Below are 13,798 nucleotides of genomic sequence, written 5' to 3'. Positions count from 1 at the left end.
GAACCCTTTCAACCGACCAGCACCCGCGCCAAGGCCAGCACGAGCAGCGCGCACAGCGCGGCCACCGCATCGTCGAGCAGGATGCCGAAACCCTGCGCCCAGCCGGGCGGCTGACCGGAGCGGCTCTTGAACAGGCCGTCGGCCCAGGCCACCGGGCCGGGCTTGACCGCGTCGAAGAAGCGGAACAGCACGAAGGCGGCGAGCTGGGTGCTGAAGCCGGCCGGCGTGACCAGCCACAGCACGGCCCAGAAGGCCAGCACCTCGTCCCACACCACCGCGCCCGGGTCCGCCGTGCCCAATGCCCGGGCGGTGCGGGTGCAGGCCCACCAGCCGACGAGCGTGCCCACCGCCAGCACGCCGCCCCAGGCCAGCGGCGTGAGCCAGGGGTTCAGCACCGCGAAGGCCAGCCAGGCCCACAGCGTGCCGGCGGTACCTGGCGCCACCGGTGACAGGCCGCTGCCGAAACCGAGCGAAATCAGGTGCGCCGGATGCGACCACATCAGCCGCGCGCTGGCGCGGCGCGGCACGGCCGAACTGCTGGGCGGGCCGCCGGCGGCCATGCCGGGGCGCGGCGTTTCGGCGCGGATGCGCGCATCCTCGATCGGGGGTTCGTCCATCGGCATCAACGCTTGAAGTGGTCGAAGCCGGCGAAACCAGCGAGGTCCAGCGGCTCGTGCCCGTGCGCCTCGGCGTAGACCTTCAGCCCCGCCGACGCCGGCTCGATGCGGCCGATGCGGGTGACCGGCGTGCCGCTGGCCAAGCCCGCGGCGCGCACCGCGTCAGCCCGGTCGGGCGGTGCGCAGAACAGCAACTCGTAGTCGTCGCCGCCGGCCAGCAGGCATTCGCGCCGCAGGGCATCGGGCTGGGCCTCCAGCGCCTCGCTGCGCGGCAGCGCATCCAGCCACAGCGTGGCCCCGACCCCCGAACGCTGGCGGATGTGGGCCAGGTCGCCGAGCAGCCCGTCGGAGAGATCGATCGCCGCGCTCGCCACGCCGCGCAGCGCCAGGCCGAGCGCGACGCGCGGCTGCGGCCGCTCCATCGCCTCGCGCACCGCACTGAAGGCCTCGCCGGCCAGTTCCGCGCGGCCGCGAAAGACCTCCAGCGCGAGCCGCGCATCGCCCAGGCAACCGCTGACCCACAGGTCGTCGCCCGCTCGCGCGCCGCTGCGCAGCAGGGCCTGGCCCGGCGGCACCTGGCCGAACACGGTGATCGTGATCGTCAGCGGGCCGGCGGTTGTGTCGCCTCCGATGAGCTCGATCTCGTGCTGCTCGGCCAGCGCGAGCAGGCCTTCGGCGAAGGGCGCGAGAAAGCCCGCGTCGGCGCGCGGCAGGCTCAGGGCCAGCGTGAACGCCAGCGGCTCGGCGCCGCAGGCGGCCAGGTCGCTCAGGTTGACCGCCAGCGCCTTGTGGCCGAGCCGCTCCGGCGCGACGGTGGACAGGAAGTGCCGCCCTTCGACCAGCAGGTCGGTCGAGATCGCCAGCTGCATGCCGGGCGTGGGCATCAGCAGCGCGCAGTCGTCGCCGCCGCCGAGCGCGGCGCGGCGCACCGGCGGGCGAAAGTACTTTTCGATCAGGTCGAATTCACCGAGGGCCATGCCCCGGATTGTCAGGCCTGCGGCGGGCGCAGCAAGTTCGCCAATTCAACCGCCGACTTGACGTTCATCTTCTCGAAGACGCGGGCCCGGTGGACCTCGACGGTGCGCACGCTGATGTCGAGCGCGTCGGCAATCAGCTTGTTCGGCCGGCCCTCGACGACCAACTGCATCACCTCGCGCTCGCGCTCGGTCAGCTCGGCCAGCGCGCGTTCGACCTGGCGCTTGCCGGCGCGATGCGCGAGCGCGGCCTCGCTGCGCAGCAGGGCCTGCTCGATGCGGTCGACCAGCGCGTTGTCGGAAAAGGGCTTCTCAACGAAATCGAAGGCGCCGCGCTTGACGGCGGCCACCGCGGTCGGCACGTCGCCATGGCCGGTCAGAAAGATCACCGGCAGCGCCTCGATGAAACCCCGCTCGACCAGGCGATCGAACAGCGCCAGACCCGACAGGCCCGGCATGCGCACGTCCAGCAACACGCAGGACGGTGCGGTCGGCCACTCCGCCGGCGACTTGCCGTCGACAAAGGCGGCGAACGCGTCGCCGCTTTCGTGCCCCTCGGACAGCAGGCGGCGCGTGCGCAGCAGCCAGGCCAGCGCATCGCGCACCACCTCCTCGTCGTCGACCAGGTAGACCATCGGCAGACCGAATCGCGAGCTGAGGCTGGTGGAGGTGGCGTTCATTCGGCGTCGGCAGCAGGCGCAGGGGCCGGCGCAGGCCGCGCCGGTTCGGGGACCGGTAGCGTAAACCGGAATTCGGTCCCCGGGGGCCCGCCCGCCGCTGCCGGCGTGGCCGGGCCGAAATCCAGCGCCCCGCCGTGCTGCTCGATCACGGTGCGGCACAGCGACAGGCCCAGCCCCATGCCCTCGGCGCGGGTCGTGAAGAAGGGCGTGAACAGGCGCGCGGCCACCTCGGGCGCGATGCCGGGGCCGCGGTCGATCACCGCGAACTGCACCCAGCGCGCATGCGGCTGGGTCACGCGCAGCGTCAGCAAGCGCGCCTCGAGCGGCGTGGATTCGCCTTCCATCGCCTGGATGCCGTTGCGGGTCAGGTTCAGCAGCACCTGCTCGACCATCGTGCGGTCGGCCCAGACGCGCGGCGCCGGCTTCGGGCACTCGACCTCGATGCGCGTGCCGCTCTTGCGCGCCTGCAGCCGCACCAGCGGCAGCACCGCGTCGATCAACAGGTCGGCGGCGACCGCCTCGCGCGAGCGCTCGCGCCGGCGCACGAAGCCGTGCACGCTCTTGATGACCCGGCCGGCGCGCTCGGCCTGCTCGGCGATGCGCTCGAGGGCCTGGCGCAGCAGGCCCACGGTCTCGTGGACGGCGTGCTCGCCGAGCCCGCCGGCCTCGGCCTCGGCCACCAGGTTCAGCGAGCCGGTCGCGTAGCTGGCGATCGCGGCCAGCGGCTGGTTCAGCTCATGGCTCAGCAGCGAGGCCATCTCGCCGACGGTGGCCAGCCTCGCGCTGGCCTGAAGCCGCTCCTGCTGCTGGCGCGACAGCTCCTCCATCCGGCGCGCGGCGCTGACGTCGAGCACTGCGCTCATCCAGCCGGCGTGGTGGCCGACGCGGTCCAGCAGCGGCGCCTCGTAGATCATGGCCGGGAAGCGCTCGCCGTTGCGGCGCATGAACTGCGTCTCGAACCCTTCGTGCTGCACCGCCGGGTCGCGCGCCAGCGTCAGCCGCTCGGACTGGCGACGCCGGTATTCCTCGATGCGTTCGGGCGGCCAGTACGGCGGCGGGTCGCTGCCGATCAGCTCGGCTGGCTCGAAGCCCACCATCGCGCAAAAGGCCGGGTTGACGTAGGTGATGCGGCCGCGCACGTCGCGCGCGCGCAGGCCGGTGACCAGTGAATCCTCCATCGCACGGCGGAACGCCAGCGCCTCGGCCAGCGCCGATTCGGCGATCGCGCGCCGGCGCACGTCGCGCACCAACAGCACGACCAGGCCGAGCAAGCCGAGCGACAGGCCGACGACCAGCGCCAGCGTCAGGTTGGGGATCAGCCCCGGGCGGCCCTGGGCGGCGTCGGCGCGCAGCTGCAGCGAGTTGCCAGGCAGGTCGACCAGGCGCGTTGCGTGGTAGATGCCGGCGCCGCGGTGCAGCCCGGCCCGGACCAGCCGCGTGCCATCGGCCTCGACCAGCGACAGCTCGTGGTCCTTCGCGCCGGTGGCGGCGGCCGCGTCCTCGAGCAACTGGCCCAGGGCCAGCGTGGCCACCAGGTAGCCGCTGGGCGTGCCGGCGCGGTCCAACGGCACGCACAGGTCGATCACCTCCAACCCCAGGCCGCCGACCTGGGGCACGAAGTACGAGCGCGAGAACATCGGCGCCGCGACGCGACGGGCGGTCGCGCAGATGGCGTGCATCTCGATCTCGAGCTCGGCGCGCGCCATCACGCCGAACACCGGCGCGCGAAACGGCGCATCGACCGCGTCCTTCAGCTGCTGGTCGGTGTCGCGCCACTCCATGCGCAGGAACTCGTGCCGCTGGCGCAGCATCTCCTGAGCGTCGTAGTGCCACTGGGCGATCGGCGGGTCGTTCCAGGTCAGCGACTGGGCGCTCTGCAGGCTGCGCTGAACGAGGCGCCGCATTTCGCCGGCCGCCGCGACGGCGACCGCGTCGGCCCGGTCCTGGGCGCGAGCCTCCTCGTAGCTCAGCGTCAGGCCGACCAGCAGCGACTGCGCCACCAGCAGCAGCGCCACCAGCGCGCCCCACAGCAGCCAGCGCATGCCGCGGCGGCCGCGCGTCGGCTCGGCGGGCGGGGCGGCAGGTGCGGGCGCATTCATCGGGCGGTTGGCAGTATGGGCGCGGCCCGCGCGCCGGCCCTAAGCAGTTTCGCGCATGCGCGCCGGCGTCGGGCTTGGCGACACTGGTTGCTGCGGCGCGGCCGGCGCGCCGACCCGCGCGCCTAAAATCCATCCCCCTTCCCTCCGCCGCGCCAACCAAGGACTGCCCGATGTCGACCTTCGAGGAAAAGAGAGCCGAACTGCGCCGCGCTGCGCTGGAGTACCACGAGTTCCCGACGCCGGGCAAGATCGCCGTCAGCGCGACCAAGCAGCTGATCAACCAGCGTGACCTGGCGCTGGCCTACTCGCCCGGCGTCGCCGCGGCCTGCGAGGAGATCGTCGACGATCCAGGCAATGCCTTCCGCTACACCGCGCGCGGCAACCTCGTCGCGGTCGTCACCAACGGCACCGCGGTGCTGGGCCTGGGCAACATCGGCCCGCTGGCCTCCAAGCCGGTGATGGAAGGCAAGGCGGTGCTGTTCAAGAAGTTCTCCGGCATCGACGTCTTCGACATCGAGATCGACGAGAAGGACCCGGACAAGCTGGTCGAGGTGATCGCCGCGCTCGAGCCCACCTTCGGCGGCATCAACCTCGAGGACATCAAGGCGCCGGACTGCTTCTACGTCGAGCGCAAGCTGCGCGAGCGGCTGAAGATCCCCGTCTTCCACGACGACCAGCACGGCACGGCGATCGTCGTCGGCGCCGCGTTCCTGAACGGCCTGAAGGTCGTCGGCAAGAGCATCAAGGAGGTCAAGGTCGTCGCGTCGGGCGCCGGCGCCGCCGCGCTCGCCTGCCTGAACCTGCTGCTCAAGGTCGGCCTGCCGAAGGAAAACATCTGGGTGACCGACCTGGCGGGCGTGGTCTACCAGGGCCGCACCGAGCTGATGGACCCGGACAAGGCCGAATTCGCCCAGCCGACCGAGCTGCGCAAGCTCGGCGAGGTGATCGTCGGGGCCGACGTGTTTCTCGGCCTGTCGGCCGGTGGGGTTCTCAAGCCCGAGATGGTCAAGGCCATGGCAGCGAAGCCGATGATCTTCGCGCTGGCCAACCCGACGCCGGAAATCATGCCGGAGGAGGTCAAGGCCGTCCGGGACGACGCGATCATGGCCACCGGCCGCACCGACTACCCGAACCAGGTCAACAACGTCCTGTGCTTCCCGTACATCTTCCGCGGCGCGCTCGATTGCGGCGCGCGGACGATCAACGACGAGATGGAGATCGCCGCGGTGCGTGCGATCGCCGAGCTCGCCCAGGCCGAGCAGAGCGATGTCGTCGCCACGGCCTACGCGGGTGCGACGCTGTCCTTTGGGCCCGAGTACCTGATCCCCAAGCCCTTCGACCCGCGTCTGATGATGCAGATCGCGCCGGCCGTGGCCGACGCGGCGCGTGCCTCGGGCGTGGCGCAACGCCCGATCACCGACCTGCAGGCCTACCGCGACAAGCTGCAGACCCTGGTCTACGCCTCGGGCACGCTGATGAAGCCGATCTTCACGGTCGCCAAGAAGGCCAAGGCCAAGCGTGTCGCCTTCGCCGAGGGCGAAGACCGGCGCGTGCTGTCGGCGATCCAGGTCGTGGTCGACGAGGGGCTGGCGCATCCGTGGCTGGTCGGCCGGCGCAGCATCATCAACGCCCGCATCGAGAAGATGGGGCTGCGGATCAAGGAAGGGCGGGACTTCGAGCTCGTCAACATCGACGACGACCACCGCTACCGCGACTACTGGCAGACCTACCACCAGATGATGGAGCGCCGCGGCGTCACCGAGCAGCTCGCCAAGATCGAGATGCGCCGCCGGCTGACGCTGATCTCCAGCATGCTGCTGCACAAGGGCGAGGTCGACGGCATGATCTGCGGCACCTGGGGCTCGACCGAGCTGCACCTGCACCACGTCGGCGCGGTCATCGGCAAGCGCCCGGGGGTGAAGACCTTCGCCTGCATGAACGGCCTGCTGCTGCCCGGACGCCAGGTCTTCCTGGTCGACACGCACGTCAACTACGACCCCAGCGCCGAGCAGCTGTGCGAGATCACCGTGCTGGCGGCGGAGGAGATGCGCCGCTTCGGCATCCAGCCCAAGGCGGCCCTGCTGTCGCACTCGAACTTCGGCTCGAGCAACCATCCGTCGGCGCTGAAGATGCGCGAGACGCTGGCGCTGGTCCAGCAGGCAGCCCCGTGGCTCGAGATCGACGGCGAAATGCACGGCGACGCCGCGCTCGACGCCGGCTACCGCGCCGAGCTGATGCCACGCTGCAGCCTCAAGGGCGAGGCCAACCTGCTGGTGCTGCCCAACATCGACGCCGCCAACATCAGCTACAACCTGCTGAAAACAGCTTCCGGCGGTGGCATCGCGATCGGCCCGGTGCTGCTGGGTGCAGCCCAGCCGGTGCACATCCTGACGCCCTCCACCACGGTGCGCCGCATCGTCAACATGACGGCGCTGACGGTGGCTGACGCCAACGCCGGGCGCTGAGCAACCCAGCGCCAAGCGCTGAGTTATCGCGATCCGGAATAGAAGTTAGCGATCGCTTATCCATAGAGTCATTGCCTCATTTTGGGGCAATGGCCTTGTGGTTTTTCCGCCAGTCAGGTAGGATTCGTGCCCAAGTCTTCAGGGTAAACCCGTGGCGCGTTGGGGGTCGCTGATGGTGGGAAGGTCCTTGCAAAAGTGGGGGCTCACCATCGCCGCAGTGGCCCTGATGGGTAGCGCCGCAGGGGTGAGCCTCAGCGCTGCGGTGGGCACCAGCAGCGGTTCGACCAGCCCGGTCGGCCGCGAGGTCCACCCGGCGGTCGGCACGGTGTCGCTTGCGGCCCTGCCGGCGGAGGCGCAGCAGACCGAGCGCTTGATCCGAGCCGGTGGCCCCTTTCCTTACGCGAAGGACGGCATCGTGTTCGGCAACCGAGAGCAGATCCTGCCGCGCCAGCCGCGAGGTTACTACCGCGAATACACCGTGCGCACGCCGGGCTCGTTTGACCGGGGCGCGCGGCGCATCGTCTGCGGCGGCCACAAACCGCGGGAACCCGAAGCCTGTTTTTACACCGAAGACCACTATGCGAGCTTCAAGCGCATCGCATCGTGATCTCGAGACGGATTCGAAACGGTTTCATTGTTGACCAAGGAGGAACGCGACCATGCTCTTGCAGACCGTCCGTCCCAACATCGTGCAGGCGATACGCGCCTATCGGGTCGATGACCTGATGCGCGCGGCCCAGGAAGCGGGCCAGCACTTTTTGTACGCCGACCTGTCCGAAGCCCAGTCCAAGCAGGAGGTGCTGGATGGGATCGCCGGGTCGTTCCTGTTCCCACAGCACTTCGGCAAGAACCTGGACGCGCTGTTCGACTGCATGACGGACCTGGTCCACAAGGCGGGCTCCCAACCCGGCTTTGTTGTCGTGCTCGAGCAGATTCCCGACAACTCGCGCTTCGACCGCGAGTCCCGGGAGCAGCTGCTCGATGTCTTCCGCGACGCCGCCGACTTCTGGGCGGAGAGGAAGATACCGTTCAGGTGCTTCTATTCTTTTCAGTAGCCCGCTCCCAGGAAAACGGGTCATGGGAGCGGGCGGTGGAAACGGCCCCTGAAACCAAGCCGGCGGTGAAAGCCGCCAGCAAGAATGGCATCAACCCGAACTTCGGGATGAACATGCCGATGATGTGCAGCGCGTTCGATACGGCCATGTGGCTGAACGCAGCATGAGATAAGACCACCCCCGAGGCGCCTGGCGGCGCCTCCCCCTCGAGGGGGCGCTGTCAGCGGCCCGGCAGAGCCGGTTCCGCGACAGCTGCTTGGAGTGACCTCGGCCCGCCTTTGGCGGGCCTTGTCATTTCGGGGGCAGCGCCCCGGCCAGGGCAACGAACTCGGCCACGGGCACCTCTTCGGCCCGGCGCTGCAGGTCGAACGCCCCGCCGAAGCCTTGCTCATCGAGCCAGCGGCCCAGCGTGTGGCGCAGGAGCTTGCGCCGCTGCGAGAAGGCCACGGCGACCATCGCTTCGAAACGCGCGGCGTCGAGCTTCACGAAGCCCGGCAGAGGCAGCATGCGCACGACCGCCGAATCGACCTGCGGCGGCGGCTCGAAGGCCTCGGGCGGCACGTCGATCAGCGACTCGATGTCATAGCGCCACTGCAGCATCACCGACAACCGGCCATAGGCCTTGCTGGCCGGCGCGGCGGCCATGCGGTCGACGACTTCCTTCTGCAGCATGAAGTGCTGGTCGGCCACGCGCTCGGCCCAGGGCAGCAAGTGGAACAGGATCGGCGTCGAGATGTTGTACGGCAGGTTGCCGACCACCCGCAACTTCGATCCCAGGCGATCGGCCAGCGCACCGAAATCGACCTTCAGCACGTCGGATTCGACGACGTCCAGGCCCGGCCGCTGGCGCAGACGGGCGGCCAGGTCGCGGTCGAGCTCGATCACCGTCAGCCGCCCGCAGCGCTCGAGCAGCGGCTGGGTCATGGCCCCGAGCCCCGGCCCGATCTCGACCATCGCCTCACCCGGCCGCGGGGCGATCGCCCGCACGATCGCGTCGATGACCGCGCTGTCGGCCAGGAAGTGCTGGCCGAAGCGCTTGCGGGCGATGTGCTTCACGAAACTGGCCCCTCGGTCGCAGCGAGCTGCGCCCGATCCCCCGGGGGGATGCAAGCCGGCTTGGGGCGGCCCGGCGCTCGGCTCACTGCGGCGGTTCCCGCATCTCGATGTAGGCGCGGGCCTTCAGCTCCGCCGCCCAGTCGGTGTAGGCCGGACCGAACTTCTGCTCGCGCAGCACGTTGCGGGCCTGCTCGCGCAGCTCCTTCGGGTCGACCGCGACCTGGCGCCGCTCGACCACCTGGATCAGGTGCACGCCGAAGCGCGACACCACCGGCTGCGAGATGCCGCCCGGCGGCAGCTTGTTCATCGCCTCCTCGAACTCGGGCACGAGGCTGCCGGGCGCCGTCCAGCCCAGGTCGCCGCCGCCGGCCGCGCTGCCGTCCTCCGAATACTGCCGCGCGACGTCCTCGAAGCGGCGCGAGCCGGCCAGGATCTGGTCGCGGAACTCGGCCAGGCGCTTCTGTGCCGCATCGACCGGCAGTGCCGTCGACGGCCGCAGCAGAATGTGCCGGGCACGCGTCTGGGTGACCGACGCGGTGCTGACGTCGCTGCGGGACAGCAGCTTGAGGATGTGGAAGCCGGCACCGCTGCGGACCGGCTCGGCCGTCACGGCGCCGACCGCGAGCGGCTTCACGGCGTTGACGAACAGGTCGGGCAGCCGATCGGCCGGCTTCGCGCCGATCTCGCCGCCCTTGTCCTTGTTCGCGTCTTCGGAGACGGCCTTGGCGACCACCTCGAAAGGCTCGCCGCCACGCACCCGGGCCAGCGCCGCCAGCGCCTTCTCGCGCCGCTCGGCCACGACCTCGGGGCTCGCGTTCTCGGGCACGGTCACCAGGATCTGCGCGATGTTCATCTCGGACGACGCGGCCATCTGACCCTGGCGCGCCGCCACCGCGTTGTCGATCTCGGCATCGGTGACCCGGATGCGGCTGATCACCTCGCGCTCGCGCACCCGCTCGGCCAGCATCTGGTCGCGCAGGTTGGCGCGGAAACGGGCGTAGTCGATGCCCTCGGCCTTCAGCCGATCCTGCAGCTTGTCGAGCGTCAGCTTGTTGGCGGCGGCGACATTCGCCACCGCGCGGTCGAGCTCGGGTTCGTCGACCTTCAGCCCACTGTCGCGGGCATAGGTGACGACGACACGCTCCTCGATCAGCGCATCGAGCACCTGCTTGCGCAGTTCGGCGTCGGGCGGCAGGCGGGCGCCGGTGCGCAAGGCGTCGAGCCGGGCGCGCGCGATGCGCTGGTCGAGCTCGACCTGGGTCACCAACTCGTTGTTGACGATGGCGACGATGTAGTCGGCCTGCCGCGCCGGGGTGCGCGCGGCCGCGGCGGCGGCCTGCGCGGCAGGCTGCGCCGAAGCGGCCGCGCAGGCCAGGGCGGTGGCGGCCAAGGCCAGGGCGGCGGCGCGTAGACGGGTCGTGTCGATCATGGGGTGAATGTCGTGGACGGAGCCGCGGCGTCGTCGTCGCGCAGCAGGCGGTAACCGGGGATATTGTCCTTCAGGACCTTCAGCGGGTTGCTGCCCAACCGGGACAGGCCAACCAGCTCGAGTTGCAGCATCCAGTGGGTGGTCGATTCGGCCAGGCCGGTCGAGACCTTTTGCGCGACGAAGCGCGCGATCCAACAGCCGGCGTCGTATTCCAGGCCGGCGATCGAATCGGTGACCCGGTTGTCGCGCATGCTGAAGTTGACGCGGCCCACGCCGTACAGCGTGCCGCCGCAGCCGTTGGCGCGCTTGTCGCCACGGTACAGCGGCCATTGCCAGCCGAGCTCGAACTGCTCGCTCAGGTCACGCGCATAGCGGTAGGTGCCGGCCAGCGTGTAGAACGGCGCCGGCTGGTAGCGCGCCGCGACGATCGAGCGCACCGGCCGGTCGATGCTGGCGTTGTACTGCACCGTCGCATCGAAGATCCAGTTCTGGAACAGCGTGCCCGAGCCGAACAGCAGCAGGTCCGAGGCCCGCTTGTCGCCTTCGACACCTTCGGGCGTCAGGCGCTGGTCGCGGAACAGGAAGCGCTGGGCGACGCCGAGCCGCAGCCGTTCGATGCCGCTGCCGGTCTCGCGCCAACGCGAGGTGGCGCCGAGCGTGACCTGGTGGGTGTCGGCCACGCGATCGATGCCCGAGAACGGGTTGTCGGCATAGATCGACACCGCATTGAAATCGCTCGGCGCGGTGTCGAACAGCGGCAGCGCCGTCTGCTCGCGCCAGGGCGTGTTGACGTAGTGCAGGCGCGGCTCCAGCGTCTGGCGCAGCGCACGGCCGAACAGCTCGCTGTCGCGGTCGAAGCGCAGGCCGGCATCGGCGCTGAGCGTCGGGATCACCCGGCTCGCGTCGCGCCGCTGGTCGCTCATCGCGGTGTCGGTGCGGTAGCTCGCGGCGTTGAACGAAGCCCGAGGGATGAACCAGCCCCAGCCTTCGTCGAACGGTCGCGACAGCGCGCCCAGTAAGTGCGCGCGCGCGCCATCGGGGCGGTCGTCGCCCACTGGCCGGTCGGCCAGCTCGAAGCGGTTGGCCTCGGCCTCGAACTCCCACTGCAGCCCGACGTCTTCACCGCCGAGCCGGCCACGGCCGCGCAGGCCCAGCTGCGGCACGCGCTGGTAGGGCGGCAGGATGGTCTCGGTGTCCTGCAGCACCTGCCAACCCTGCAGGTGGGCGTACAGGTCCAGGCTGGTGTCGGGCGACAGCGCATAGCGCCGCTCGGCGCCGGCCGCCTGGGGTAGCAGCCGGCGTGTCAGGCTGGGCAACTGGTTCGCGAAGTCCTTCCAGTAATCGTCGTCGGACGCGCGCATCAGGTTGGTGCCGTAGCGCCAGCCGTCGCTGCCATCGCCGCTGCCGAAGTGGCCGTCGTGCACCCACTCGTAGGCGTGCCGTTCACGGCCGACGACGCGGTCGTGCGGCAACGTGTGCACCTCGACGCGCCCCTCGTCGCTCGGTTGCAGGTAGCGAAACTCGGCCTGCAGGCCGAGGCCGCGCAGCGCCGCGATCGACGGCGTCGTGATCAGGTCGTAGTTCGGCGCCAGGTTCCAGTAGTAGGGCACCGCAAGCGAAACACCGCCGCGGGTGTCGCTGTCGAGCTCGGGCGGCAACCAGCCGGAGCGGCGCTCGCTGGTGGCCGGGAAGCTGATCGCCGGGGCGGCGAGGATCGGCACGCCGAGGAAGTGCAGCACCGCGCCGTGCGCGACACCGTCGTTGTGCTCGAAGTCGAGGTCCAGCCGGTCGGCCGACAGCACCCAGTCGGGTTCGACCCCATCGGCCGCGCCGTCGCGCGGGCAGCTGGTGTAGTCGGCGCGGCGCGCGCTCAAACGCTTGTCGCTGACGAAATCGATGCGCTCGGCGCGTCCGCCGGCGCCGGTGCGCTCGAAGTGGTAGGTGGGCTGGAGCACGAAACCCTCGCGCGTCGCGAGGTTCAACTCGGCCGCGGTGCCGCTGAAGCGGTCACCGTCGCGCTGCAGTTGCACGTGGCCCGCGGCACGCGCCCACTGGGTCGGCGCGTAGTAGCGCAGCATGTCGGCCGTCAGCGTGAGCTGACCCTGGCGCAACTCGACCTCGCCCTCGGCGACCGTTTCCTGGTCCATCGTGCTGTGCACCGTGTCGGCGGACAGCTCCACCGGCAGCTTCGGCAGCGCGCTCGGCGCGCCCGCGCGGACGGACGGCGCGCAGGCCAGCACGCAAGCCGCGGCCACGGCGTGCAAGATGGTGCGGCCACGGCTGGGGCGCAAGGTGCGGGGGAAAAGGCAGGGCGTCACTAGAATCGCCGCGGATTATCCACGTTGCTTCCTCCTCGACTGTGTCTGCGGCTCCCTCCGACGTTCCCTCCCCCTTGCCGGTCGACTGGCCCGATGCCGCACGCCAGGCCGCGTTCGAGCGCTGGCTCGCGCCGCTGGCGGCCGAACAGGGCTGGCAGCCGCCGACGCTACGCCCGGCCTCGGCCGATGCGAGCGTGCGCCGCTACCTGCGCATCGACGGCGCCGGCGGCCGCAGCGCGATCGTGATGGACGCGCCACCGGCGCTGATCGACAGCCGGCCCTTCCTGGCCATGGCCGGGCGCATCCGCGCCGCCGGGTTGCACGCGCCCGAGGTGCTGGCCGCCGACGCCGAACATGGCTTCGTGCTGCTGGAAGACCTCGGCAGCCGCTCGTACCTGGACGCGCTGCGCGAGGCCGACGGCGCGGAAGCCAACCGCCTGATGCGCGACGCCATCCGCGCGCTGGTGCACTGGCAGGGCCATGTCGACGCCAGCGTGCTGCCGGCTTACGACGAGGCCTTCCTGCGCCGCGAGCTGGCGCTGTTCCCCGAGTGGTGCGTGGGCCGTGAGTTCGGCCTGCAGTGGACCGAGGCGCAGCAGGCGCGCTGGCAGCGCGTGGCCGATGCGCTGGTGGCCAGCGCGCTCGCGCAGCCGGTGGTCGCCGTGCACCGCGACTACATGCCGCGCAACCTGATGGTGGCCGACCCGAACCCCGGCATCCTCGACTTTCAGGACGCACTGGCCGGCCCGATCACCTACGACATCGCCTCGCTGCTGCGCGACGCCTTCATCTCATGGGACGAGGAGCGCGAGATCGACTGGGCCGTGCGCTACTGGGATGCCGCGCGCAAGGCCGGGTTGCCGGTCGACGAGGACTTCGGCGAGTTCTGGCGCCAGCTCGAGTGGATGGGCCTGCAGCGTCATCTGAAGGTGATGGGCATCTTCTGCCGCCTGAAGCACCGCGACGGCAAGCCGCACTACCGCGCCGACCTGCCGCGCTTCTTCGCCTACGCGACCAAGGTCGCGATGCGCTACCGGCCGCTGGCGCCGCTGCTGGCGTTGATCGAGCCGATGAACGAGCAGAAGCTCGCGTCGGGCTACACCTT

12 protein-coding genes are annotated in these 13,798 nt (G+C 70.5%); 5 read left to right on the top strand and 7 right to left on the bottom strand.

The features are described 5' to 3' along the window. Nucleotides 1-8 precede the first annotated feature (8 nt). From VJ693_RS23775 to VJ693_RS23760, 4 genes are all read right to left on the bottom strand, one after another. The gene (locus tag VJ693_RS23775) at nt 9-560 is read right to left on the bottom strand and encodes a phosphatidylglycerophosphatase A (protein WP_324158473.1); all 552 of its coding nucleotides are present in this window, start codon (nt 558-560) and stop codon (nt 9-11) included. Nucleotides 561-622: 62 nt separating this feature from the next. After that, nucleotides 623-1,594 (bottom strand): thiamine-phosphate kinase, encoded by a 972-nt coding sequence (gene thiL / locus VJ693_RS23770; protein ID WP_324158372.1) that lies wholly within the window; start codon nt 1,592-1,594, stop codon nt 623-625. Between the two features lie 11 nt (nt 1,595-1,605). Continuing rightward, on the bottom strand, nt 1,606-2,271 hold the full coding sequence (locus VJ693_RS23765; protein WP_324158370.1) for a response regulator transcription factor: 666 nt from the start codon (nt 2,269-2,271) through the stop codon (nt 1,606-1,608). Continuing rightward, nucleotides 2,268-4,370, bottom strand: a complete 2,103-nt coding sequence (locus VJ693_RS23760) for a sensor histidine kinase (protein ID WP_324158368.1) — start codon at nt 4,368-4,370, stop codon at nt 2,268-2,270. The genes VJ693_RS23765 and VJ693_RS23760 overlap by 4 nt, the downstream gene beginning before the upstream one ends. Before the next feature lie 170 nt (nt 4,371-4,540). Between VJ693_RS23760 and VJ693_RS23755 the strand changes: the two genes are divergently transcribed. The 4 genes from VJ693_RS23755 to VJ693_RS23740 all read left to right on the top strand — a co-directional run bounded on the left by VJ693_RS23755 (nt 4,541) and on the right by VJ693_RS23740 (nt 8,057). Then, nucleotides 4,541-6,835 (top strand): NADP-dependent malic enzyme, encoded by a 2,295-nt coding sequence (locus VJ693_RS23755; RefSeq protein WP_324158366.1) that lies wholly within the window; start codon nt 4,541-4,543, stop codon nt 6,833-6,835. Between the two features lie 226 nt (nt 6,836-7,061). Continuing rightward, a complete protein-coding gene (locus tag VJ693_RS23750; protein ID WP_414652362.1) occupies nt 7,062-7,442 on the top strand; it encodes a ribonuclease domain-containing protein in 381 nt (126 codons plus the stop codon). A 52-nt stretch (nt 7,443-7,494) separates the two neighbouring features. Further along, nucleotides 7,495-7,890, top strand: a complete 396-nt coding sequence (locus VJ693_RS23745) for a barstar family protein (protein ID WP_324158363.1) — start codon at nt 7,495-7,497, stop codon at nt 7,888-7,890. Between the two features lie 35 nt (nt 7,891-7,925). After that, entirely contained in the window at nt 7,926-8,057 is a 132-nt protein-coding gene (locus VJ693_RS23740; RefSeq protein WP_324158361.1) for a hypothetical protein, read from the top strand. A gap of 124 nt (nt 8,058-8,181) precedes the next feature. On the opposite strand, the gene rsmA is transcribed toward VJ693_RS23740, so the two are convergent. The 3 genes from rsmA to VJ693_RS23725 form a co-directional block, all read right to left on the bottom strand. After that, nucleotides 8,182-8,946 (bottom strand): 16S rRNA (adenine(1518)-N(6)/adenine(1519)-N(6))-dimethyltransferase RsmA, encoded by a 765-nt coding sequence (gene rsmA / locus VJ693_RS23735; protein WP_324158359.1) that lies wholly within the window; start codon nt 8,944-8,946, stop codon nt 8,182-8,184. A gap of 82 nt (nt 8,947-9,028) precedes the next feature. Continuing rightward, nucleotides 9,029-10,375 carry a peptidylprolyl isomerase gene (locus VJ693_RS23730; protein ID WP_324158357.1) on the bottom strand — a complete coding sequence of 449 codons (1,347 nt, stop codon included), beginning with the start codon at nt 10,373-10,375 and terminating at the stop codon, nt 9,029-9,031. Continuing rightward, nucleotides 10,372-12,630, bottom strand: coding sequence for an LPS-assembly protein LptD (locus VJ693_RS23725; protein ID WP_324158471.1), 2,259 nt, complete (start codon nt 12,628-12,630; stop codon nt 10,372-10,374). Before VJ693_RS23725 ends, VJ693_RS23730 begins: the two co-directional genes overlap by 4 nt. Before the next feature lie 137 nt (nt 12,631-12,767). On the opposite strand from VJ693_RS23725, the gene VJ693_RS23720 reads away from it, so the two are divergent. Beyond that, nucleotides 12,768-13,798: aminoglycoside phosphotransferase family protein (locus VJ693_RS23720; protein ID WP_414652359.1), on the top strand; the 1,031-nt coding region annotated here is incomplete at its 3' end.

Source organism: Ideonella sp. (assembly GCF_035254525.1).
Taxonomy (GTDB): domain Bacteria; phylum Pseudomonadota; class Gammaproteobacteria; order Burkholderiales; family Burkholderiaceae_C; genus Ideonella.
Note: the sequence above shows the minus strand (reverse complement) of the source record. Positions and strands in the feature narration are given on the sequence as shown.